The organism is Citrobacter sp. Ce104 (assembly GCF_030334595.1).
GTDB classification, from domain to species: domain Bacteria; phylum Pseudomonadota; class Gammaproteobacteria; order Enterobacterales; family Enterobacteriaceae; genus Citrobacter; species Citrobacter europaeus.
In genome coordinates this window covers 61138-83323 of the sequence record NZ_JAOWDP010000016.1, presented here as the reverse complement: position 1 = coordinate 83323, position 22186 = coordinate 61138, and the positions used below count along the sequence as shown (strand labels likewise).

The window sequence follows — 22186 nt, the reverse complement described above, 5'->3', positions numbered from 1 at the left end:
GGTATGTCCTTAAAAAATAGAGAGCGCCAGTATAGAGACCCACCATCCAGGACTGAAATGAATTAAACTCATTGCAGGCATAGTCTTAAGGAATAATCATGGATATCAGAACGCTGCGCTATTTTGTTGAGGTGGTTCGTCAGCAGAGCTTTACCCGCGCAGCGGAGAAGCTTTTTGTCACCCAACCCACCATCAGCAAGATGTTGAAGAACCTTGAAGACGAGCTTAACTGCACGCTGTTAATCCGCGACGGTCGGCGGCTGCTGTTAACCGACACCGGGCAGGTCGTTTTCGAACGTGGCCTGGCGATCCTTGCCGAGTTTCGCCAGCTCGAAGCCGAACTTAGCGACATTAATCATCTCAACAAGGGCGTGCTGCGCCTCGGTATCCCGCCCATGGTGGGTATGTTGATGGCCGGGCCGATCGGCCTGTTTCGCCAGCGCTATCCCGGCGTTGAGCTGAAGATATCTGAATTTGGCGGCTTAACCGTTCAGCAGGCGGTGATAAACGGCGATCTGGATGTCGCGATGACTGCGTTGCCAGTTGAGGAAGAGAGCGGTCTGGCGACCTTACCGCTTTTTAGTCATCCGCTCTGCGTGCTGGTCCCCCGCTCCGGTCAGTGGACAACGTGCGAATCTATTTCCCCCGAGGCATTAGCGGAGCATCCGCTGCTTATCTATAACGAAGATTTCGCATTGAGCCGCCAATTGCTTAAGCTGTTTAGCCAACACAACGTCAAGCCCCGCATCGCGGTTCGCAGCGGGCAGTGGGATTTTCTGGCGGCGATGGTGCAAGCCGGTGTCGGGATTGCTATTTTACCGGAGCCGATTTGCCAGCGCCTGGATAAGCAGACGCTGCGCTGGATCCCCCTGGAGAGCGATTTACGCTGGCAGTTGGGTATGATTTGGCGCGACGGTGTATATCTGTCGCACAGCGCCAAGGCGTGGCTCAAATGCTGTGAAGGGTTTTGGCTAACCCAAGAGGTGTAAAATGCCGGATGCGGCTTAACGCCTTATCCGGCCTACATCGGTATGCCGGTGTTGTAGGCCTGATAAGCGTAGCGCATCAGGCACGTTCACCCGCATTAAAATCCATGATTTCACCTGCCCAATCTTGCGGGTACAAACCATGCATCACATCACGATGAAATGTTGAAAAAGGCCAGTCCTGTACCTGTTTTACCCAGCCGTGCTTCACCGGGTTAATGTAAATATAATCAACATGCTGGCGATAATCATGTTCATCACGGATGGTGTGCTCCCAAAAGCGAGATTGCCAGATATGTCGGGAAGACAATGAGTGGGTGAAATGCTTCTTAATTTCCCGCCAGCGAGAGGAATAATCCGCATCATTGTCAGGTAACGTCCATATGCAATGCATATGCTCGGGTAAAACGACCCACGCATTAATGCGAAAAGGCCTAACCTTTTTGACCGCAGCGATTGCACACCGAAGCGCGTGAATGTTGGCAGTCAGAAGATGGCTTCGACGGTCCTGCAGATTTACCGTAAAAAACCAGGTTCCCCCATTAATGTAATTTCGTCGATAGTTGGACATGTTTCCCCCTTTCCTCAACCGTATGGAGAAAAGAGGGAATCGACAAGAGGGATGGATTCGTTCAGGAAAGCCGCTCGCAAATTACACGATGAATAATTTCTTGCAGCCAGTTGCGCGCCATTTGGCACACCCTTCGCCGGAAGCGGCTAGCGCCTTATCCGGCCTACATCGCTGTTGCCGGTTTTGTAGGCCTGATAAGCGTAGCGCATCAGGCACGCTCGTTTACTGGTTCTCGATCAACAGCGCTTCCAGCAAATCCAGATCGTGCAGCAGTTTTTGCAGCGTTTCATTGCTGATTTCCCGCGTGGCGCGCAGATGATAAAGTTCCGCGCGCTCTGAGCGCAGCGCTGCCAGGCGGAAACGCCGTTCGAGATTTTCTTCCTGCATCGAGCTTTCCACGTCATTGCGTCCGTCGGCACGTCGACGCAGGTTACCGATGACGCGTGAACTCACCTCGGTGAGCAACTGGTTGTCGATGTTCTCTTCGCTGTCCGCAGCCAGACGCTCCTCCATTTTCTGGATGGCGACAATCGCCACTTCCGCCGTAGCTGCGCGGGCAATACGTTCCTCTTTCTGCTGCTGCGAGTGGTCTGCCACTTCCAGATGCTGTAGCAGAATCGGCAGCATCACCACGCCAACAAACAGCGAGAACAGAATCACGCCCGCAGCCAGGAAGATCAGCTCATAGCGCGCCGGGAAGCCGCTACCATCCGGTAGCAGCAGCGGAATGGAGAGCACACCGGCAAGGGTAATAGCCCCACGCACCCCCGCAAAGGAGGCTATCAGGATTTCACGCGTCGTCCAGGATCCAAACTCCATCGGTTTTTTCTTCAGGAAGCGCAGGCTGAACTTCTTCATGGTCCACAGCCAGCCAAAACGTACCAGCATCAGCGCCACGTAAATCAGCACGATATCGGTAAACAGCATCCAGATTTCAACGTTCGGGTCGACTTCTGCCGCCGCCAAAGATGACTCCAGAATTCCCGGCAACTGCAGTCCTAACAGCAAGAACACCATGCCGTTAAACACAAATTCCAGCATCGCCCAGGTGCTGTTAGCGCGCAAACGCATCGCCAGCGGCGCACGGCGCATTACTCCAGAACGGGTAATCGTCATCCCGGCAGCGACCGCCGCGAGGATGCCTGAAACACCAATGTGTTCCGCAATCAGATAAGACGCAAACGGCAGCAGAAACAGCAGAACGATTTGCGTTGCGGGCTCATCACCGCCCCAGCGGCTAAGAAAACGCAGGGAGCGCCCGTACAGCCAACTGACGACAAAACCGGCCAGGATGCCGCCAATCGCCACTTTGAAGAACTCAACCGTCGCGCCGCCGACGGTAAATACCATCGTGCCCATCGCCACGGCTACGGCAAATTTCAGCGAGACCAGGCCGGACGCATCGTTCATCAACGCTTCGCCCTGCAGGATGCCCATGATTTTCTTCGGTATGCGTCCCTCCCCCACAATGCCGGAGAGCGCCACGGCATCGGTTGGCGACAGAACGGCGGCCAGCGCAAAGGCCGGGATGAGAGGGATCCCCGGCACCAGCCAGTAAATCATAAAGCCAATCCCGACCACCGTAACCAGAACCAGCGCCAGCGCAAGGCCGAAGATCTCTCGCCCGTGCTCGAGAAACTCACGCGTTGGCGTCTTCCAGCCATCAGCAAAGAGCAACGGCGGGATGAACAGAACCAAAAACAGCTCAGGATCGAATTCCACATGCAAACCAAACGTCGGCCACGCCAGCAAGGCGCCGATGGCGATCTGCATAAGGGGTAAAGGGAGTTGGAAGGGCAATACGCGAGTAAATACCCCCGACAGCGAGACCACAAGGGTCATGATGAGTATGGTGAAAAAGATTTCCATGCGTTCCCTGTTTGCGATGTTTCTTATGATTGGTGATAAAGGCGTCGTGCCTTAATTCTATCTACTTGAGAGTAACGCAAAAGACAACGAGTGTGTTCTGAAATTAAAAACGGGCGGCCAAAGCCACCCGTTTTAAGGATCTTCAACGGATGAGGATCAGATAGCCCAACCACCTGCGTAGAAGGCCACCAGCGCGATGGCGATGACCACAGTGCCGATGTTCAGTTTGCGCCATTCGCCAGAGACGATACGGCCAATCACCAGGGTAGCAAAGCCAATCATAATGCCGGTAACGATGTTACAGGTCAGCACGATAAATACGGCTGTTACCAGTCCAGCCATAGCGTCAACAAAGTCAGCAAAGTCGATTTTCGCGACGTTGCTCAGCATCAACAGACCCACATACATCAGCGCAGGCGCCGTTGCGTACACAGGTACAAGATAAGAGAGCGGAGAAAGGAACAGGATCAGCAGGAACAGTACGCCAACGGTGATCGCCGTCAGGCCGGTTTTACCGCCTGCCGCCGTACCCGCTGCGGATTCAATATAAACCGCAGCCGGTGCAGCGCCCACCAGACCAGAGAACACGCTGCTCAGTGAGTCGGTGGTCAGCGCTTTGCCGCCATCAATAATCTGTCCGTCTTTATCCAGCAGGTTCGCCTGTCCAGCCACCGCGCGGATGGTTCCGGTCGCATCGAAGACAGCGGTCATGACCAGCGCCAGCACGCTCGGCAGTACGATCGGGTTCAGTGCGCCCATAATATCCAGGCTGCCAATCAGCGAGTTGCCGTTCTCGTCGCTCAGCGACGGCATGGCAAAAATACCGGAGAAATGCACGGCTGGGTCAAAAATCAGGCCGACGATGGAAATACCGATAATGGTCAGCAGAATGCCGCCCGGCACTTTCAATTTTTCGAGACCAATAATCACCGCCAGACCAATCAGCGACATAATCACCGGGAAGGTATCGAAGTCGCCCAGCGCAACCGGCAGGCCGTCCAGCGGGTTCTTAATCACCAGACCAACACCGTTTGCCGCAATCAGCAGCAGGAACAGGCCGATACCAATCCCCGTACCGTGCGCAACACCTTGCGGCAGATTGCGCAGGATCCAGCTACGAATACCGGTCGCGGAAATAATGGTAAACAGGACACCCATCAGGAACACTGCGCCCAGCGCAACGGGCACGCTGATATGCTGCCCCAGAACCAGGCTGAATGCGGTAAACGCCGTCAGAGAAATGGCGCAGCCAATTGCCAGCGGCAGGTTTGCCCACAGGCCCATCACAATAGAACCGACGCCCGCGACCAGACAGGTCGCCACAAATACGGCGGCAGGCGGGAATCCGGCTTTACCCAGCATCCCCGGAACCACGATAACGGAGTAAACCATGGCCAGGAACGTCGTTAATCCGGCAACGACTTCCTGACGAACGGTACTGCCGCGAAGCGAAATTTTAAACCAGGCGTCGAGTGAACCGCCGGTACGCGCTGAAGGCGTAGACATAGAAAACATCCCCTGAGAGTTTATTTTTTCGTCATTATGCGTGCTGGACAATCCACTGCCTGCTAAACGTTTTCTCCATGTGCCAGGTTTGCGTCAATAGGGGTGTCGCAAAAAAGCAAACGTTTAGCTCCGCGCATAAAAAACGGGTGGTAAAAAAAAGCAAACGATTATCCAGCGATCATACGCTGGTTTTCAACTGAACTTTGCCGCTTTTTACTCATTTCTTCTTATAACGCGCAATAAATAATCAGTCGATGCGCAAACGTTATCGTCAATGCGCAATCTGGCAACAAATTTCGCGGAGTTATTACAACATCGGAGTTCCTTTTTCGCGCAAACTTGCGCAAGAAAATCGGTGAAGATGCGGAAAATTTTTTGGCTAAAAAAACAGCATTTCACTGGCAAATGGAGAGAGGTGGCTTACACTTACATTATCAACACAGGCCGGAACCTCCCCTAATGTGCTCGACCGAGGGGTGTTGATGTCGGGGGAAACCCTCCCGTGAACCAGCGGGATAGAGTGAAAGACAAAGACCGGAACCAAACTAAAGCGCCCTCTGTGGCGCTTTAGTTTTATACCCGGCACATTTTTGAACCAATCAATCATCTTCCAGCAGGCGCGCCCCGGTCCCCTGCTCGCCAAGCTGATCGCCTGGGTTACGCAACGGGCAATCACTGCGTGACAAACAACCGCAACCAATACACCCATCCAGCTCATCGCGTAGCGCCACCAAAGTATGAATACGTCGGTCCAACTCTTCACGCCATTGCGAAGAGAGTTGCTTCCACTCTTTAGCACTGAGTGAATGTCCTTCAGGTAATACGCCGAGCGCGTCACCGATCGTGGCCAGAGGGATCCCGATGCGTTGAGCAATCTTGATAATCGCCACATAACGCAACACATCACGTTTATATCGGCGCTGATTGCCGCTGTTGCGCATACTGCTGATTAACCCTTTGCTTTCATAGAAATGCAGGGTTGATACCGCCACGCCGCTACGCCTGGCGACTTCACCTGGCGTGAGGAGCGCTTTTATCCGGGGTAATTTCTTTTCCATAAATCGCTTTACCTCAAGTTAACTTGAGGAATTATACTCGCCCGCAGACAAAACGACGAATCGAATACTGAGAAAGAGGCAGCCCTATGTCCCATCAGCAGATTATTCAGACCCTTATTGAATGGATTGACGACCATATCGATCAGCCGCTGAACATTGAGGCGGTGGCGAAAAAATCAGGTTACTCGAAGTGGTATTTACAGAGAATGTTCCGCACGGTGATGCGCCAGACGTTGGGTGACTACATCCGTCAGCGTCGACTTTTACTGGCCGCTGTTGAACTGCGAACGACTGAGCGACCTATTTTCGATATCGCGATGGATCTTGGTTATGTATCGCAACAAACCTTCTCGCGCGTGTTTCGCCGCGAGTTTGATCGTACCCCCAGCGATTACCGCCATCGCCTGTAAGATTATTGCCCGCTCTGCGTCAGTATAGCGGGCGACCGTTGTATCCACTGCATGAACGCCTGCGACGGCAGTGCTTTCGCGAAATACCAGCCCTGACAATACTGTACGCCGTGTTCGCGCAGCCACTCGATTTGCTCACTCGTCTCTACCCCTTCCGCAATCATCTTCAGATGTAAGCTTTGCGCCATTTCGATGATATGTTCGGCAATCAGGTGACTGGTGCTGTTAGTGGACAGTGTGCTAATAAACGATTTGTCGATCTTCAGGATATCGATATTCAACGCGGATAAATTATGTAGATTGGAATATCCCGTGCCAAAATCATCAAACGCCACTTCATAACCGGCCTGGCGAAACGCCTGGATTACCGGGGTCATTTTATCTATATCAATAAATCCGCGCTCCGTTACCTCGACTTTAATTTGCCGGGGCGCCACAGAGTACTCACGGTTTTTGTCGGTAATCAGGGCAATGAGTCGGGATGAATGAAAGTCAGAAGCCGAGAGATTTATCGAGATATAAAGTTGAGGATGCGCGGCAAGAAAGTATCCTAAATCGTTGAACACCTCTTCAACTACATAATCCGTGATCCGCTCAATCATTCCCTCTTGTTCAGCCAGCGGAATAAACTCGGTCGGGCTCATCACTTCACCATTACCGCCAGGCCAGCGCAGCAGAGCCTCAGCCCCAACGCACTGACCGTTTTTGATATCAATGATCGGCTGGTAGTGCAGACGCAGTTGACGTTTTTTGATTGCGCGTTTTAACAAGCGGCGAGGAGATAAGTATTCCTGGCGCGTGCGCCACCATATTAACAGCATCAGGATGCTGCAGATGACCCCGAAAGGAATCGTTACTGCAGCCTCGTGATAGAAAATCGAATTTATGCGTTTATCTGAGGTCGAGGCAATAATCGCAATCGGACGTTTTTCTGAATGCACGATGGTATAGAAGCGATCGTCCAGTTGGAAGGTAGAGGCTTCACCGCGCACCAACGGCAGTAATTGCGCAATATGCGCCCCTTCGCTGGTAGAGAAAAAGGTATCCGTTACCGTGTCGTACACGCCCCAGGACAGATCCGGATCCTCTGACATGACTTCGCTGTATGATAATGGGTTGATGACGACAACGTAGTTTCCGCGTTGCATATACGTCATTCGGTAGCCAGCGAAAAAGGGGGTATCGCGATAGTAATAGATGGAGACGTCCGGCGTACGTTTATAGTCGGCGGTCGGCATAATATAGGTGACAGGCGGCACCATCGACGTAGAGCACAAAAAATGATCGCCCTGCGCATAAATTAGCTCGCTGATATATAAACGGCCACGAATAATATTTAGCATATTTTTCTGATGTGCCGGGGTACACATCTTACCCTGATACAACTGGGCCATATCACGCGCTAAATCGGCTTGTTGGATCACCAGTTCAGTTTTATTTAACACCAGTTGAGCAAAAGAACGAAGTTGATTACGGGTTTCGGACATTGCCCTGATTTGAGCAAACCATAACGCCAGTACCACGGGGAGCAATACCACCATGAATGTTCCCAGGAACTTCAGCATCTTGCGACGCGCACTGTGATTCATGTCAGCCCAATTTCCCTGTTTCGTATATGCCAGAACCCATTAAGGCAAGATGCTATAAACACCGACTGATTAAGTTGCATGAATCTATCAGTATTAGCAACAGACTTCTCTATGTAAAAGTCTGATAATAGTTGATGATGATATTATTTTTCCGTAAGGCAAACTTAAAGTTATGCTTATTTCATAACGTTATTATCCCCAAGGAGTAATTTTTTATGAGCATTATCCTGGTAAGATTTAAGAAATTCATTAAATTTTTTTAACGATTAATTTAGGATAAATTAAACAGGTAATGTAAATGCAACTTTAAGATTAGTTATTTAGTATCATTACCTGGTTGAATATAACCACACAGTAAGAATGGTTTTCATCTTGCAAAAATCACGTCCAGTACTGGTGAACAAACGAGCATATGTGATATAGTTCACAAAAATTATGTAACAGAAACAATGTTTCATTCATGTTATTGCCCGTCGATAGCCAGAGTACTACACCCTCGGTGAACACCCCCGCGCTGTCCTGGGCATCCAGACTTTCTGAGGACGTTTTTCATGGCAACGATAACAACTGGTGTGGTTCTACTGCGGTGGCAATTACTCAGCGCGGTGCTGATGTTTTTAGCCAGTACGCTCAATATCCGTTTTCGTAAATCAGATTATATTGGCCTGGCCGTCATTAGCAGCGGTTTAGGGCTGGTTTTTGCCTGCTGGTTTGCAACCGGATTACTCGGCATAACCCTGGTGGATATGTCCGCAATCTGGAAGAACATTGAAACCGTGATGGTTGAAGTGATGAGCCATACACCGCCAGACTGGCCGATGGTGTTGAACTAATAACGGAATTGCATATGGCTACCCCAATCCTGAGGTAGCCATAATTGTCAGCGAAATGCAGAGGGATTAGAACGGAATATCGTCGTCGAAATCCATCGGTGGCTCGTTAGAAGGCGCCGCCGGAGCTGACTGCTGCGGACGAGACTGCGCGCCGCCGCTGAACTGATTGCCGCCCTGAGGCTGCTGAGGCTGACCCCAACCACCCTGCTGCTGGCCGCCACCTGCCGGAGCACCACCACCCTGACGACCGCCCAGCATTTGCATGGTGCCGCCAACGTTCACCACAACTTCAGTGGTGTACTTTTCTACGCCGGATTGGTCGGTCCATTTGCGGGTACGCAGCTGACCTTCGATATAGACCTGGGAACCTTTACGCAGATATTCGCTGGCCACTTCAGCCAGTTTGCCAAACAGCACAACACGGTGCCATTCAGTCTGCTCTTTCATTTCGCCGGTCGCTTTATCACGCCAGGATTCGGAAGTAGCCAGCGTAATGTTGGCGACTGCGCCACCATTCGGCATATAGCGTACTTCCGGGTCCTGGCCCAGATTACCGACGAGAATCACCTTGTTTACGCCTCTGCTGGCCATGATCGTGTCTCCTGAAAAACGTTACTGAATAAGTGTAAGCGCGGGATTGTAGCATTTCCAATAGCGCTTTTACTACGTTGCGAGATCGATTCCAGTAAACAACCCCGGACGGACATTGTTGCACAGGCATCTGCGTTTTGCATTCCAATACTGTATATCCATTCAGGTCAGGTTGTGTCATAATTAACCGTTTGTGATCGCCGGTAGCACCATGCAGCCAGGCAAAAAAGCGTTTAATCCGGGAAAGATGAATGGATAAGATCGAAGTTCGGGGCGCCCGCACCCATAATCTCAAAAACATCAACCTCGTCATCCCGCGCGACAAGCTGATTGTCGTCACCGGGCTTTCGGGCTCAGGCAAATCTTCGCTCGCTTTCGACACCTTGTATGCCGAAGGGCAGCGTCGTTACGTTGAATCCCTTTCCGCGTACGCGCGTCAGTTTCTGTCGCTGATGGAAAAGCCGGATGTCGACCACATTGAGGGGCTGTCTCCCGCCATCTCAATTGAACAAAAATCGACGTCCCACAACCCGCGATCCACGGTAGGTACCATTACCGAAATTCACGACTATCTGCGCCTGCTGTTTGCCCGCGTTGGCGAGCCGCGCTGCCCGGATCACGACGTCCCCCTGGCGGCGCAAACCGTTAGCCAGATGGTGGACAACGTCCTGTCGCAGCCGGAAGGCAAGCGTCTGATGCTACTGGCGCCGGTAATTAAAGAGCGTAAAGGGGAGCACACCAAAACGCTGGAAAACCTGGCAGGCCAGGGCTATATCCGCGCCCGTATCGATGGTGAAGTGTGCGACCTTTCCGATCCGCCCAAGCTTGAGTTGCAAAAGAAACACACGATTGAAGTGGTGATTGACCGCTTTAAAGTACGCGACGATCTCACCCAGCGCCTGGCGGAATCCTTTGAAACCGCGCTGGAACTGTCCGGAGGTACGGCGGTGGTCGCCGATATGGACGATCCAAAAGCGGAAGAACTGCTGTTCTCCGCCAACTTCGCCTGCCCGATCTGCGGCTACAGCATGCGCGAACTGGAACCTCGTCTGTTCTCGTTTAATAACCCGGCTGGCGCATGCCCGACCTGTGACGGTCTCGGCGTGCAGCAGTATTTCGATCCTGACCGGGTGATCCAAAATCCGGAACTGTCGCTGGCCGGCGGTGCTATCCGCGGCTGGGATCGTCGTAACTTCTATTACTTCCAGATGCTTAAGTCACTGGCGGAACACTATAAGTTCGACGTCGAAGCCCCATGGGCCAGCCTCAACCCTGCCGTGCATAAAGTGGTGCTGTACGGTTCCGGTAAAGAAAATATCGAATTTAAATATATGAACGATCGCGGCGATACATCCGTACGTCGCCATCCGTTTGAAGGCGTATTGCACAACATGGAGCGTCGTTATAAAGAGACGGAGTCCAGCGCGGTACGTGAAGAACTCGCCAAATTCATCAGCAACCGACCATGCGCCAGCTGTGAAGGGACGCGTTTACGCCGGGAAGCCCGCCACGTATTTGTTGAAAATACGCCGCTGCCCGCGATTTCCGACATGAGCATCGGTCATGCGATGGATTTCTTCAACAATCTGAAGCTTGCGGGTCAGCGGGCGAAAATTGCAGAAAAAATTCTTAAAGAGATTGGCGATCGTCTGAAATTCCTGGTCAACGTCGGCCTCAACTACCTGACGCTGTCGCGTTCAGCGGAAACGCTCTCCGGCGGCGAAGCCCAGCGAATTCGTCTGGCAAGCCAGATCGGCGCAGGTCTGGTCGGCGTAATGTACGTACTGGATGAGCCGTCTATTGGTCTGCATCAGCGCGATAACGAACGTCTGCTGGGTACGCTTATCCATCTGCGTAATCTGGGTAATACCGTTATTGTGGTCGAGCACGATGAAGACGCGATTCGCGCCGCTGACCACGTTATCGATATCGGCCCCGGTGCTGGCGTTCACGGCGGCCAGGTGGTTGCCGAAGGTACGCTGAAAGATATCATGGCGGTGCCTGAGTCGCTGACCGGCCAGTACATGAGCGGTAAGCGCAAAATTGAAGTGCCGAAACAGCGCGTGGCAGCCGATCCGGAAAAAGTGCTGAAGCTCACCGGCGCGCGCGGCAACAACCTGAAAGATGTCACCCTGACGCTGCCGGTTGGTTTATTTACCTGCATTACCGGGGTTTCCGGTTCGGGTAAATCGACGCTGATTAACGACACGCTGTTCCCGATTGCGCAGACAGCGCTGAACGGCGCTACGCTGGCTGAACCTGCGCCATATCGCGACGTTCAGGGTCTGGAACATTTCGACAAAGTGATCGACATTGACCAAAGCCCGATTGGCCGTACGCCGCGCTCTAACCCGGCAACCTACACCGGTGTGTTTACGCCAGTGCGCGAACTGTTTGCCGGTGTCCCGGAGTCGCGTGCGCGCGGTTATACGCCGGGTCGTTTCAGCTTTAACGTTCGCGGCGGACGCTGTGAAGCCTGTCAGGGCGACGGGGTGATCAAAGTCGAAATGCACTTTCTGCCGGATATCTATGTGCCGTGCGATCAGTGCAAAGGCAAGCGCTATAACCGCGAAACGCTGGAGATTAAGTACAAGGGCAAGACCATCCACGAAGTGCTGGATATGACGATTGAAGAAGCGCGTGAGTTCTTCGATGCCGTTCCGGCGCTGGCGCGTAAGCTGCAAACGCTGATGGACGTTGGCCTGACGTACATTCGACTGGGTCAGTCCGCTACCACGCTCTCAGGCGGTGAGGCGCAGCGCGTGAAGCTGGCGCGCGAGCTCTCCAAACGCGGTACCGGGCAAACGCTGTATATTCTCGACGAACCGACCACCGGTCTGCATTTTGCGGATATTCAGCAACTGCTGGACGTGCTGCACCAGCTCCGGGATCAGGGCAACACCATCGTGGTGATTGAGCACAATCTGGACGTGATTAAGACCGCAGACTGGATTGTCGATCTTGGTCCGGAAGGCGGCAGCGGCGGCGGCGAAATTCTCGTCTCCGGTACGCCAGAAACGGTCGCGGAATGTGAAGCCTCACACACGGCACGCTTCCTCAAACCGTTGTTGTAATTGCGCAACACTTGTCTGGCCTACAGAATATGCATAATTGCTTGTAGGCCGGATAAGGCGCTTGCGCCGCATCCGGCGAAACGGATCAGGGCTGCGCCAGTATCCGGCGTTTATCTTCCGGCAGCGTGTTGACGGCCTGCTGATAGGAGGCGTCTACCAGATAGTAGATTTGCGAATCCGGCAGCGAGCCATCCAGATACACCGTACTCCAGTGCGCTTTATTGAGATGTCGGCTTGGTCGTACATCGCTATGCTGCTGACGTAACAACTCTGCCAGCTCAGGGCTGGTTTTCAGAGACACCGCAGGGCGTTCTTCCACCTCTTTTACCATGGCAAAGAGCACATCTTCGACTTTGATCTGGGTGGCCTTCCAGTCACTGTGAACGCTCTGCTCTGCGCCCGTTTTTGCCATGCAGTATTGCAGCAACTCCGAATTCGTCATCTTTATTCCCCTTACCAGCATATTGCCTAATGAGAACATCTTTTATTCAGTGTGCAGCAAGTCCGCAAAAGGTAAAAGCCGTGAACGTAAATTTGTTTAAAAAACCAGCAACCGATGGTCTCAGTACTCCGAGTTGACGATCACCTCTTCACCAAACGCACCGGCCTGCGGCAGCGGTTTATACGTGGAATTAGAGGCGCGCAAAATACGAATACCGCGAATACCTACGTCGCGAGCAGCGGTGATGTCATTATCAGAGTCACCGTAGAACATGCGGACATTTTTATCCTGTAGCCACTGCGTTTTGGTGTTCTGACCCGGCTTATCACCGGCGAAAATGACTGGATTCATATTACCAGCCGGGATGTGAAAGTTATCGGACAGCGTTTTCGACACGGTTTCCGTTTTCGTCTGGCTACGCCCGGTTACGAAAAAAATGCTGTCGCCGCGACGCACGTGCATATCAATCAGCTGACGAGCGACCTCTTTTGGAATGCTGAATTCGTCCCAGCCATTGTTCATTTTTTCCCAGAAAGCCGGATTCTTCAGGTAATCCTCACTATCCGGGGAATACGTTTTTTTACCGCGCCAGAAGCCAGGGCTGGAAAAGAGGACGGTGTCATCAATATCAAACCCGACGGCCATCGGCGGGCGTCCGGTCAGACTGTTTTCAATTTGTGCCACGGAGACCCAGTGAATGGGTGCCTGCTCAGCGAGTTTTGCAACGTTGGTGCCAGGATTAAGCTGAGAGGGAGAGGAAACTAACGCCTGGGCTGGCTGATTTAGCGTGAACAATAAACAAACGGCACTCAGTGCCAACGTAAACTTGCGCATATTTTTCCCTAAGTAGTCAGTTAGTTATCATTTTTTTATTAACAACTGGTCAAAAAACTATCTGACCTTACCCCTTAGGGGAAGGGAAAGGAAGGATTTTCTCTGGTTTTGTCCTGGAAAAGGAGCACGATCACACAGGAAAGTGCGCCTGATGGCACTACACTTATCGGCCTACAAACGAAAATCCATATCCATTTGTAGGCCGGATAAGGCGTTCACGCCGCCATCCGGCAACACACAAAGCCAATTACATGACGGCGGCAAATGCCTTCGCCACGCGCTGCACGTTACCGTGATTCAGCCCGGCCACGCACATACGACCGCTGGCTATCAGGTACACACCGAACTCATCGCGCAGGCGATCGACCTGAGCGGCGCTAAGCCCGGTATAGCTGAACATTCCGCGTTGTTGCAGCAGGTAATCAAAGTTGCGACCAGGGATCTCCGCATTTAATACCTTAACCAGCTCCTGGCGCATCGCCAGAATGCGGGTACGCATCTCTTCGACTTCCGCCAGCCAGTTAGCTTTCAGCGCGTCATCCCCCAATACCGCGGCAACCACCTGCGCACCAAAGTTTGGCGGGCTGGAGTAGTTACGGCGCACCGTCGCTTTTAGCTGCCCTAAAACGCGGCTGGCGACATCAGCGTCTTCACATACTACTGACAGTCCGCCGACACGCTCGCCGTACAAAGAGAAAATCTTCGAGAATGAATTGCTGACCAGGGCAGGCAATCCGGCACTGGCAATGGCGCGGATCGCATAGGCATCGTCTTCCATTCCACCGCCGAAACCCTGGTAAGCAATATCCAGGAATGGGATCAGATCGCGTGCTTTCAGGATCTCAATGACGCCATCCCACTGCGCGGGAGTTAAATCCGCCCCCGTCGGGTTATGGCAGCACGGATGCAGCAGTACGATGCTGCGCGCCGGTAAGGTATTCAGCGTGGTCAGCAGGTCGTTGAAACGCACGCCGTTGGTCGTGTCGTCATACCAGGGGTAAGTACCTACTTCGAACCCTGCGCCTTCAAAAATCGCGATGTGGTTTTCCCAGGTCGGGTCGCTGACCCACACGCCAGAATCAGGGAAATAGCGTTTCAGGAAGTCTGCGCCAACTTTTAGCGCGCCGGAGCCACCCAGCGTCTGAATCGTTGCGACGCGCTGCTGCTGGAGAACCGGATGATCTGCGCCAAACAGCAGCGGCGCAATAGTATGGCGATACGTGTTCAGACCTTCCATCGGCAGATACAGCGAAGCGCCATGCGGTTTGGCATTAAGTCGGGCTTCGGCTTCCGCCACCGCTTTAAGCTGAGGAATAATGCCGTCTTCGTTGTAATACAGGCCGATACTGAGGTTCACTTTGTCGCTACGTGAATCTTCTTTGAAACGCTCCATGAGCGATAAAATCGGGTCGCCGGCGTAGGCGTCAACTTTTTGAAACACGTGTGGTTCTCCAGGTTTACAGGCAGGGGTTAAGAACACAATAAACCGGAAGCGGGAGAAGATCGAGAGGATGTTGAGAGGAATATTGCCGGAAGGCGGCGTCACCGCCTGTCCGGCACTTCATGCTGTTAATCGATATACTTCATCGCCACCCTTGAGGTCAGGCGCGTAATAAGTTCGTAAGCACTTACTTTCGTCATTTCAGCAATGCGTTCAACGGGCAGGCCCTCGCCCCACAGAATCACCGAATCACCCGCTTTGTCCTGCGCCTCGGGGCCTAAATCGACGCAGATCATATCCATCGCGACGCGACCGACGATCGGTACTTCACGGCCATTAACCAGGACTGGCGTCCCGGACGGCGCTGCGCGCGGATAACCATCGCCATAGCCCATCGCCACCACGCCCAGACGCGTGTCGCGCTCGCTCAGCCAGGTTCCACCGTATCCAACCGGTTCGCCCGCTTTGTGCTCACGCACCGCAATCAGGCTGGAGGTCAGCGACATCACCGGCTGGCAGCCAAAATCGGCGCCGATAGAGTGGTTTTCCAACGGCGATACGCCATACAAAATCAGCCCCGGACGCGCCCAGTCGAAGTGAGACTGCGGCCACAGCAAAATCCCCCCCGACGCGGCAATCGAACGCTGCCCCGGTTTGCCTGCGCAAAAACTATTGAAGATATCGAGCTGTTTTTCGGTCGCGCCACATTCAGGCTCGTCCGCACGTGCAAAGTGGCTGACGATATTGACCGGCTGACGCACATTTTCACATTGCGTTAAGCGCTGATAAAACGCCTCGGCCTGCTCAGGACGCACGCCCAGGCGGTGCATTCCCGTGTCGAGCTTCATCCAGACGGTGACAGGTTCAGCCAGTTCAGCGGCTTCCAGAGCGTCAAGCTGCTCCTGGTTATGTACAGCAGTATGCAGACGCTGCGCGGAAATAGTCGGCAGATCGGAGGCATCAAAAAATCCCTCCAGCAGCAGGATGGGCTGCGTGATCCCTCCCGCTCGCAAGCGCAGGGCTTCTTCAAGACGAGCGACACCAAAAGCGTCCGCATCGGGGAGCGTTCGCGCGGTCTCTAACAGACCATGGCCGTAGGCGTTCGCTTTCACGACCGCAACCAGTTTGCTGGCGGGAGCCAGTTCACGCAGACGTTGCAGGTTGTGTCGCAGAGCGCGGCGGTTAATGACTACAGTTGCCGCTTGCATTTGTATTCCTTTATAAAAGAATCTTCTAAATCATTCGTGTTGCTGGAGGGCGACAAGCCTGAGAATCCCCGGAAGCTCAGTAAACTAAGTGACCGGGATGAACGGGCGTAGTCAACGCATCTGCAGCATGAAGGATGACGGAGATTTATTCGTCGTCGTATTGTGGGCCCGCATAGTTATCGAAGCGCGACCACTGACCGTTAAACGTCAGGCGCACCGTACCGATCGGGCCGTTACGTTGCTTACCAATAATGATTTCCGCGATCCCTTTCAGGTCGCTGTTTTCGTGATAAACCTCATCACGATAAATAAACATGATTAAGTCGGCATCCTGCTCGATGGAGCCGGACTCACGCAGATCCGAGTTAACCGGGCGCTTGTCGGCGCGCTGTTCCAGAGAGCGGTTAAGCTGCGACAGCGCCACCACCGGCACATGCAGTTCTTTCGCTAACGCTTTCAGCGAGCGGGAGATTTCTGCAATTTCCAGCGTACGGTTGTCGGAGAGCGACGGCACACGCATCAGCTGCAGGTAGTCGATCATGATAAGTCCGATGCCGCCGTGTTCACGGGCGATACGACGAGCACGCGAGCGCACTTCCGTTGGCGTCAGGCCGGAGGAGTCATCAATATAGATGTTTCGTTTCTCCAGCAAAATACCCATTGTTCCGGAAATTCGCGCCCAGTCCTCATCATCCAGTTGACCAGTACGAATTTTGGTTTGGTCTACGCGTGAGAGCGAGGCCAGGGAACGCATCATGATCTGTTCTGAGGGCATTTCAAGACTGAAGATAAGAACCGGCTTATCCTGCAACATCGCCGCATTTTCGACGAGGTTCATTGCAAATGTCGTTTTACCCATCGACGGACGCGCGGCGACAATAATTAAGTCTGACGGCTGCAAACCAGCCGTCTTTTTATTAAGGTCGTCATAACCGGTGTTTACCCCGGTGACGCCGTCGTGCGGCTGCTGGAATAACTGCTCGATACGCGCGACGGTTGCGTCGAGCACATCGGTGATATTTTTCGGCCCTTCGTCTTTGTTGGCGCGGCTTTCTGCAATTTTAAAGACGCGGGATTCCGCAAGGTCCAGCAGATCTTCACTGGAACGGCCTTGTGGATCAAACCCAGCTTCCGCGATTTCATTCGCGACCGAAATCATGTCACGAACAACTGCACGTTCTCGGACAATATCAGCATAAGCGCTAATATTCGCCGCACTTGGCGTATTTTTAGATAACTCAGCCAGATAAGCAAAACCGCCGACGCTGTCCAGTTGCCCCTGAACCTCCAGCGATTCAGCGAGCGTGATCAGATCGATGGGTTTTCCCATCTCCTGCAGGCGATGCATTTCCGTGAAGATATGCCGGTGCGGTCGGGTATAAAAATCCTCCGCCACCACACGCTCGGCGACATCGTCCCAGCGTTCGTTATCCAGCATTAAACCGCCCAACACCGACTGTTCCGCTTCAATCGAGTGCGGCGGTACTTTCAGCCCCGCGACCTGGGGATCGCGCTCACGAGCATCAGTCTGTTGTTTGTTGAAGGGTTTATTTCCTGCCATAGTGAATGGAGTTACCGAGATAATGATTGGGTCGAAAGATTACCACATTTCTTTTGGAGGAAGCATGGCAACACGTATTGAATTTCACAAGCATGGTGGCCCTGATGTACTCAAGGCTGTGGAGTTTACGCCCGTAGACCCGGCGGAAAACGAAATCCAGGTCGAGAACAAAGCGATTGGGATCAACTATATCGATACCTACATCCGCAGTGGTCTTTATCCACCGCCTTCTCTGCCCAGCGGTCTGGGAACCGAAGCCGCAGGCGTGGTCAGCAAAGTCGGTAGCAACGTGACGCACATTAAAGCCGGCGATCGCGTGGTTTACGCTCAGTCCCCCCTGGGCGCCTACAGCTCAGTGCATAACGTTCCGGCTGATAAAGCCGCCATCCTGCCTAACGCTATCTCGTTTGAACAAGCCGCCGCCTCATTTCTTAAAGGGCTTACCGTATTTTATCTGTTACGTAAAACCTATGAAATTCAGCCTGATGAACCGTTTTTGTTCCATGCTGCTGCGGGCGGCGTCGGTATGATTGCCTGCCAGTGGGCAAAAGCATTAGGTGCGAAGCTGATTGGAACCGTCGGCAGTGCGCAAAAAGCGCAAATTGCGCTGCAGGCCGGCGCATGGCAGGTCATTAACTATCGTGAAGAGAGCATTGCTGAGCGAGTAAAAGAGATAACTGGCGGAAAAAAAGTGCGGGTGGTGTATGACTCGGTGGGGAAAGATACCTGGGAAGCCTCGTTGGATTGTCTGCAGCGCCGCGGACTGATGGTCAGTTTTGGCAACGCGTCCGGACCAGTGACCGGTGTAAATTTAGGGATTCTGAATCAGAAAGGTTCGCTGTACGTGACCCGTCCCTCTCTGCAGGGTTACATCACCAACCACAACGAATTAACCGAAGCCAGTAATGAGCTTTTCTCATTGATTGCCAGTGGGGTAATAAAAGTGGATGTCGCACCTGGTCAGACATTTGCGCTGCACGACGCACAGCGTGCCCATGAAGTGCTGGAAAGTCGCGCCACGCAGGGATCGAGTTTACTCATTCCGTAACGCCATCGCTTTCCCCTAAATAATTCAAGCTACAGTAAGGCGGCAATAGAATGAATCCCGAGGAGCTTACTGGAGTAAGTGACTGGGGTGAATGAAAGCAGCCAACACACCTGGAGTTTGAATTATGACGGGGAAAGAAAGAATTAGGGCTTCCCGCAGGAAGCCCTTTCTTTTTTTAGTTCGGCTGTATGTAGGGTACAGCTCGATGAATTCGTTAACCTGGCAATAGTGACAGATTTGATAATCAATTCCTATTTGGTTCTAAAGGCAATGTTGCAGGTTGTGACGCACCGCTCAATACCTTAGTAAAATCGGCGGTTATTGCGCTGATACTGTGGGACTTTTGGCGCTTTTATCGCCTTGATAACCCACACCACGGCAACGGCCAGCAGCAGCCAGGGAAGCAGTTTAATCATCAAGGCAAATAGTCCGCCTAAAAACATCACTGCCGTAGCTACCACCAATGCGGCCAACACACCCAGCAAAGATACGCCGGTGACCATCAGCATGATAAAAAATCCAATCACAAAAAGTAGTTCCAGCATGGCTCTCTCCCGAAATGAAGTACTCTCCATAGCTTTACAAGAAACATGCCAAAATTAATATATTGATTTATAAAGAAAACGCCCCGCGACAAAGTGCAGGGCGTGGTGAAATTAACTAACTTTTGGCGAAAACTTAACGCTTGTCAGCGACCAGCTTCAGCGCATGTTCCAGAACGTTAATATCTGCCCCAGCTTTATGCGCATTTTCGCTCAGATAGCGACGCCACTGACGGGCCCCTGGAATCCCCTGAAACAGCCCCAGCATATGGCGCGTCACATGCCCCAGATAGGTTCCCTTACTCAGTTCACGCTCAATATACGGGTACATGGCGCGCACCACGGCAACCGGATCGGCATCTTCGGTGGCAGCAGCAAAAATCTCACGGTCAACGGACGCCAGAATACCTGGGTTTTGGTAAGCTTCACGCCCCACCATCACGCCATCCATATGTTGCAGATGAATTTTTGCTTCTTCCAGCGATTTAATGCCGCCGTTAATCGACATCGTCAGATGCGGGAAATCACGCTTTAGCTGATAAACGCGGTCGTAATCCAGCGGTGGGATCTCGCGGTTTTCTTTCGGGCTTAACCCGGATAGCCAGGCCTTGCGGGCGTGAATAATAAACATCTCACATTCGCCGTTGCCAGATACCGTGTTGATGAAATCGCACAGGAATTCGTAGCTGTCCTGATCATCAATACCAATACGCGTTTTCACCGTAACCGGTATCGACACCACGTCGCGCATTGCTTTGACGCAATCGGCGACCAGTTGTGCATTCCCCATCAGACAGGCGCCAAACATGCCATTCTGTACGCGGTCGGAAGGACAACCCACGTTGAGGTTAATTTCGTCATAGCCCCGCTGTTCAGCGAGCTTCGCACACTGCGCCAGTGCTGCCGGATCGCTCCCACCCAATTGTAATGCTACTGGGTGCTCTTCTTCGCTATACGCCAGATAATCGCCTTTACCATGAATGATCGCGCCGGTAGTTACCATCTCCGTATAGAGCAGCGTCTGGCTGGACAGTAAGCGCAAAAAGTAGCGACAGTGTCTGTCCGTCCAGTCGAGCATCGGCGCGATAGAAAAACGATGAGCGGGAAAAGCGGTAGACTGAGATTCAGGCAGCATGGCGAATATTCAAGCATCCGGTTAAAAAAGGGGCGCTACTATAGCATAGACCGTTACGATAGTGAGCCACATCCTCGCGGTTATCCCTCCGTAGCCCCCACGCGCGCTATTTACGCCCGGGTTTTCCGTCATGAGAGCCAAAAAACTGCGGCGGATGGTCGACCCAGCGATCCTCGCGCGTAGCCGCATAGACAGGGTTAAGCGGGTAATATATGCGGTTATGTTTTTTATTCGCTTCACCTACGACCAGCAGACGCACCTCTTCACTGGTGTTATTGATAAAGGTGTGACACACGCCGGTGCCCGCCGGGAAACCAACGCTGTCGCCCGGTTCCAGCTTCCATAAATAACCGTTAATCCAGGCCTCAGGATATCCTTCCAGCACATAGATAAACTCTTCCTCATCGCTTTCAGCGTGCGGGTACGACGTGCGCCGCCCCGGCGGCAGGCGTTCATGATGAATACCGAGCCGCCCTAACCCGAGCTTGCGGGCAAGCGGCGCGCCAATCGAAAACAACTCATTGCTGTCGGGATAAGTGGCGTCATCAGCCCCCTCAACTTCTCGCCAGTGGCGAATACAATCGGGTCTTTTCATGTTTATTTTCCAGTATTGCGATGCGTCAGGTATAGCACACCACGGTGGATCTCGGCGTTTTAAGCAGAACATGTTAAAGTAAGGGATTAACCTTCCACGCAAATCGAGGCGCCAAATGGACAAAACCACTACGCAGGAGTTATTGGCTCAAGCTGAAAAACTCTGTGCGCAACGCAACGTGCGACTTACGCCACAACGCCTCGAAGTGCTGCGCCTGATGAGCCTGCAGGAAGGCGCAATTAGCGCCTATGACCTGCTTGACCTGCTGCGGGAAACCGAGCCACAGGCGAAACCGCCGACCGTGTATCGTGCGCTCGACTTTCTGCTGGAACAAGGGTTTGTGCATAAGGTGGAATCCACCAACAGCTATGTGCTTTGCCACCTGTTCGATCAGCCAACCCACAGTTCCGCAATGTTCATTTGCGATCGCTGTGGCGTGGTAAAAGAAGAGTGTGCGGAAGGCGTGGAAGACATCATGCATACGCTGGCGGCAAAAATGGGCTTTGCCCTGCGGCATAACGTTATTGAAGCCCACGGGCTGTGCCCGGCCTGTGTGGAGGTTGAGTCATGCCGTCATCCTGGCGAATGCCAGCATGACCATACGATTCAGGTGAAGAAGAAAGTTGGGCGCTAGATAAGGGGAGAGCGTACATCCTTGTACTCTCAGGAGGGAGGGGTTAATTACCAGCGGTAATCATTACGTTTTTCCCAATCATTAACTTCTTTTTCCGCCTGATCTTTCGCGTAACCGTAACGCTCCTGGACTTTACCGACCAGTTGGTCACGTTTACCTTCAATGACCGTCATATCATCATCGGTCAGTTTGCCCCATTGCTCTTTCACTTTACCTTTAAACTGCTTCCAGTTGCCGCCGACTTCGTCTTTATTCATCA

General features: G+C 52.8%; 21 protein-coding genes. 6 read left to right on the top strand and 15 right to left on the bottom strand.

Annotated features, from left to right (window positions below; genetic code table 11):
* The first annotated feature begins 98 nt into the window (after positions 1–98).
* A complete protein-coding gene (locus OGW16_RS01235) occupies positions 99–989 on the top strand; it encodes a LysR family transcriptional regulator (RefSeq protein WP_043018089.1) in 891 nt (296 codons plus the stop codon).
* Positions 990–1065: 76 nt separating this feature from the next.
* Here OGW16_RS01235 and OGW16_RS01230 read toward each other — a convergent pair whose 3' ends face one another.
* The 4 genes from OGW16_RS01230 to soxR form a co-directional block, all read right to left on the bottom strand.
* A complete protein-coding gene (locus OGW16_RS01230) occupies positions 1066–1557 on the bottom strand; it encodes an REP-associated tyrosine transposase (protein ID WP_043018088.1) in 492 nt (163 codons plus the stop codon).
* 222 nt (positions 1558–1779) lie between these two features.
* On the bottom strand, positions 1780–3426 hold the full coding sequence (locus OGW16_RS01225; protein ID WP_043018087.1) for a Na+/H+ antiporter: 1647 nt from the start codon (positions 3424–3426) through the stop codon (positions 1780–1782).
* 156 nt (positions 3427–3582) lie between these two features.
* Positions 3583–4932, bottom strand: a complete 1350-nt coding sequence (gene ghxP, locus OGW16_RS01220) for a guanine/hypoxanthine transporter GhxP (RefSeq protein WP_043018086.1) — start codon at positions 4930–4932, stop codon at positions 3583–3585.
* Positions 4933–5531: 599 nt separating this feature from the next.
* Complete coding sequence (gene soxR / locus OGW16_RS01215) at positions 5532–5990, bottom strand: redox-sensitive transcriptional activator SoxR (protein ID WP_043018085.1); 459 nt, start codon at positions 5988–5990, stop codon at positions 5532–5534.
* Positions 5991–6076: 86 nt separating this feature from the next.
* On the opposite strand from soxR, the gene soxS reads away from it, so the two are divergent.
* Entirely contained in the window at positions 6077–6400 is a 324-nt protein-coding gene (gene soxS, locus OGW16_RS01210; protein WP_016155362.1) for a superoxide response transcriptional regulator SoxS, read from the top strand.
* 2 nt (positions 6401–6402) lie between these two features.
* Here the strand turns inward: soxS and pdeC are convergent, their stop codons facing one another.
* Positions 6403–7989, bottom strand: coding sequence for a cyclic di-3',5'-guanosine monophosphate phosphodiesterase PdeC (gene pdeC, locus OGW16_RS01205; protein ID WP_043018084.1), 1587 nt, complete (start codon positions 7987–7989; stop codon positions 6403–6405).
* Between the two features lie 551 nt (positions 7990–8540).
* Here pdeC and OGW16_RS01200 point away from each other — a divergent pair.
* Positions 8541–8822, top strand: a complete 282-nt coding sequence (locus OGW16_RS01200) for a YjcB family protein (protein WP_016155360.1) — start codon at positions 8541–8543, stop codon at positions 8820–8822.
* Between the two features lie 66 nt (positions 8823–8888).
* On the opposite strand, the gene ssb1 is transcribed toward OGW16_RS01200, so the two are convergent.
* On the bottom strand, positions 8889–9413 hold the full coding sequence (gene ssb1 / locus OGW16_RS01195; RefSeq protein WP_003826621.1) for a single-stranded DNA-binding protein SSB1: 525 nt from the start codon (positions 9411–9413) through the stop codon (positions 8889–8891).
* Between the two features lie 251 nt (positions 9414–9664).
* Here ssb1 and uvrA point away from each other — a divergent pair, with 251 nt between their 5' ends.
* Positions 9665–12487 (top strand): excinuclease ABC subunit UvrA, encoded by a 2823-nt coding sequence (gene uvrA, locus OGW16_RS01190; RefSeq protein ID WP_016155358.1) that lies wholly within the window; start codon positions 9665–9667, stop codon positions 12485–12487.
* 85 nt (positions 12488–12572) lie between these two features.
* On the opposite strand, the gene OGW16_RS01185 is transcribed toward uvrA, so the two are convergent.
* The 5 genes from OGW16_RS01185 to dnaB form a co-directional block, all read right to left on the bottom strand.
* Positions 12573–12929: an MmcQ/YjbR family DNA-binding protein gene (locus OGW16_RS01185; RefSeq protein WP_006688292.1), complete on the bottom strand. Its 357-nt coding sequence runs from the start codon at positions 12927–12929 to the stop codon at positions 12573–12575.
* Between the two features lie 120 nt (positions 12930–13049).
* Positions 13050–13763 (bottom strand): acid phosphatase AphA, encoded by a 714-nt coding sequence (gene aphA, locus OGW16_RS01180; protein ID WP_043018082.1) that lies wholly within the window; start codon positions 13761–13763, stop codon positions 13050–13052.
* A 247-nt stretch (positions 13764–14010) separates the two neighbouring features.
* Positions 14011–15204 carry an aromatic amino acid transaminase gene (gene tyrB, locus OGW16_RS01175; protein ID WP_043018081.1) on the bottom strand — a complete coding sequence of 398 codons (1194 nt, stop codon included), beginning with the start codon at positions 15202–15204 and terminating at the stop codon, positions 14011–14013.
* A 128-nt stretch (positions 15205–15332) separates the two neighbouring features.
* Positions 15333–16412 (bottom strand): alanine racemase, encoded by a 1080-nt coding sequence (alr, locus tag OGW16_RS01170; protein WP_047407206.1) that lies wholly within the window; start codon positions 16410–16412, stop codon positions 15333–15335.
* Between the two features lie 145 nt (positions 16413–16557).
* Positions 16558–17973 carry a replicative DNA helicase gene (gene dnaB / locus OGW16_RS01165; RefSeq protein ID WP_003826610.1) on the bottom strand — a complete coding sequence of 472 codons (1416 nt, stop codon included), beginning with the start codon at positions 17971–17973 and terminating at the stop codon, positions 16558–16560.
* 64 nt (positions 17974–18037) lie between these two features.
* Here dnaB and OGW16_RS01160 point away from each other — a divergent pair, with 64 nt between their 5' ends.
* Entirely contained in the window at positions 18038–19021 is a 984-nt protein-coding gene (locus OGW16_RS01160) for a quinone oxidoreductase (protein WP_043018510.1), read from the top strand.
* Positions 19022–19323: 302 nt separating this feature from the next.
* On the opposite strand, the gene pspG is transcribed toward OGW16_RS01160, so the two are convergent.
* The 3 genes from pspG to OGW16_RS01145 all read right to left on the bottom strand — a co-directional run bounded on the left by pspG (position 19324) and on the right by OGW16_RS01145 (position 21293).
* Positions 19324–19566 (bottom strand): envelope stress response protein PspG, encoded by a 243-nt coding sequence (gene pspG, locus OGW16_RS01155; RefSeq protein ID WP_003031713.1) that lies wholly within the window; start codon positions 19564–19566, stop codon positions 19324–19326.
* 133 nt (positions 19567–19699) lie between these two features.
* On the bottom strand, positions 19700–20698 hold the full coding sequence (gene dusA, locus OGW16_RS01150; RefSeq protein ID WP_003841361.1) for a tRNA dihydrouridine(20/20a) synthase DusA: 999 nt from the start codon (positions 20696–20698) through the stop codon (positions 19700–19702).
* A gap of 106 nt (positions 20699–20804) precedes the next feature.
* On the bottom strand, positions 20805–21293 hold the full coding sequence (locus OGW16_RS01145) for a cupin domain-containing protein (protein ID WP_043018078.1): 489 nt from the start codon (positions 21291–21293) through the stop codon (positions 20805–20807).
* Positions 21294–21408: 115 nt separating this feature from the next.
* Between OGW16_RS01145 and zur the strand changes: the two genes are divergently transcribed.
* The gene (gene zur / locus OGW16_RS01140) at positions 21409–21927 is read left to right on the top strand and encodes a zinc uptake transcriptional repressor Zur (RefSeq protein ID WP_003031709.1); all 519 of its coding nucleotides are present in this window, start codon (positions 21409–21411) and stop codon (positions 21925–21927) included.
* A 47-nt stretch (positions 21928–21974) separates the two neighbouring features.
* On the opposite strand, the gene OGW16_RS01135 is transcribed toward zur, so the two are convergent.
* A complete protein-coding gene (locus OGW16_RS01135; protein ID WP_003031706.1) occupies positions 21975–22184 on the bottom strand; it encodes a CsbD family protein in 210 nt (69 codons plus the stop codon).
* Between the last annotated feature and the right edge of the window lie 2 nt (positions 22185–22186).

What these genes read in the sequence shown, in the direction of transcription:
- OGW16_RS01235 (WP_043018089.1), top strand. Translation starts at nt 99, where the DNA reads ATGGATATCAGAACGCTGCGCTATTTTGTTGAGGTGGTTCGTCAGCAG.
- OGW16_RS01230 (WP_043018088.1), bottom strand. Translation starts at nt 1,557, where the DNA reads ATGTCCAACTATCGACGAAATTACATTAATGGGGGAACCTGGTTTTTT.
- OGW16_RS01225 (WP_043018087.1), bottom strand. Translation starts at nt 3,426, where the DNA reads ATGGAAATCTTTTTCACCATACTCATCATGACCCTTGTGGTCTCGCTG.
- ghxP (WP_043018086.1), bottom strand. Translation starts at nt 4,932, where the DNA reads ATGTCTACGCCTTCAGCGCGTACCGGCGGTTCACTCGACGCCTGGTTT.
- soxR (WP_043018085.1), bottom strand. Translation starts at nt 5,990, where the DNA reads ATGGAAAAGAAATTACCCCGGATAAAAGCGCTCCTCACGCCAGGTGAA.
- soxS (WP_016155362.1), top strand. Translation starts at nt 6,077, where the DNA reads ATGTCCCATCAGCAGATTATTCAGACCCTTATTGAATGGATTGACGAC.
- pdeC (WP_043018084.1), bottom strand. Translation starts at nt 7,989, where the DNA reads ATGAATCACAGTGCGCGTCGCAAGATGCTGAAGTTCCTGGGAACATTC.
- OGW16_RS01200 (WP_016155360.1), top strand. Translation starts at nt 8,541, where the DNA reads ATGGCAACGATAACAACTGGTGTGGTTCTACTGCGGTGGCAATTACTC.
- ssb1 (WP_003826621.1), bottom strand. Translation starts at nt 9,413, where the DNA reads ATGGCCAGCAGAGGCGTAAACAAGGTGATTCTCGTCGGTAATCTGGGC.
- uvrA (WP_016155358.1), top strand. Translation starts at nt 9,665, where the DNA reads ATGGATAAGATCGAAGTTCGGGGCGCCCGCACCCATAATCTCAAAAAC.
- OGW16_RS01185 (WP_006688292.1), bottom strand. Translation starts at nt 12,929, where the DNA reads ATGACGAATTCGGAGTTGCTGCAATACTGCATGGCAAAAACGGGCGCA.
- aphA (WP_043018082.1), bottom strand. Translation starts at nt 13,763, where the DNA reads ATGCGCAAGTTTACGTTGGCACTGAGTGCCGTTTGTTTATTGTTCACG.
- alr (WP_047407206.1), bottom strand. Translation starts at nt 16,412, where the DNA reads ATGCAAGCGGCAACTGTAGTCATTAACCGCCGCGCTCTGCGACACAAC.
- dnaB (WP_003826610.1), bottom strand. Translation starts at nt 17,973, where the DNA reads ATGGCAGGAAATAAACCCTTCAACAAACAACAGACTGATGCTCGTGAG.
- OGW16_RS01160 (WP_043018510.1), top strand. Translation starts at nt 18,038, where the DNA reads ATGGCAACACGTATTGAATTTCACAAGCATGGTGGCCCTGATGTACTC.
- pspG (WP_003031713.1), bottom strand. Translation starts at nt 19,566, where the DNA reads ATGCTGGAACTACTTTTTGTGATTGGATTTTTTATCATGCTGATGGTC.
- dusA (WP_003841361.1), bottom strand. Translation starts at nt 20,698, where the DNA reads ATGCTGCCTGAATCTCAGTCTACCGCTTTTCCCGCTCATCGTTTTTCT.
- OGW16_RS01145 (WP_043018078.1), bottom strand. Translation starts at nt 21,293, where the DNA reads ATGAAAAGACCCGATTGTATTCGCCACTGGCGAGAAGTTGAGGGGGCT.
- zur (WP_003031709.1), top strand. Translation starts at nt 21,409, where the DNA reads ATGGACAAAACCACTACGCAGGAGTTATTGGCTCAAGCTGAAAAACTC.
- OGW16_RS01135 (WP_003031706.1), bottom strand. Translation starts at nt 22,184, where the DNA reads ATGAATAAAGACGAAGTCGGCGGCAACTGGAAGCAGTTTAAAGGTAAA.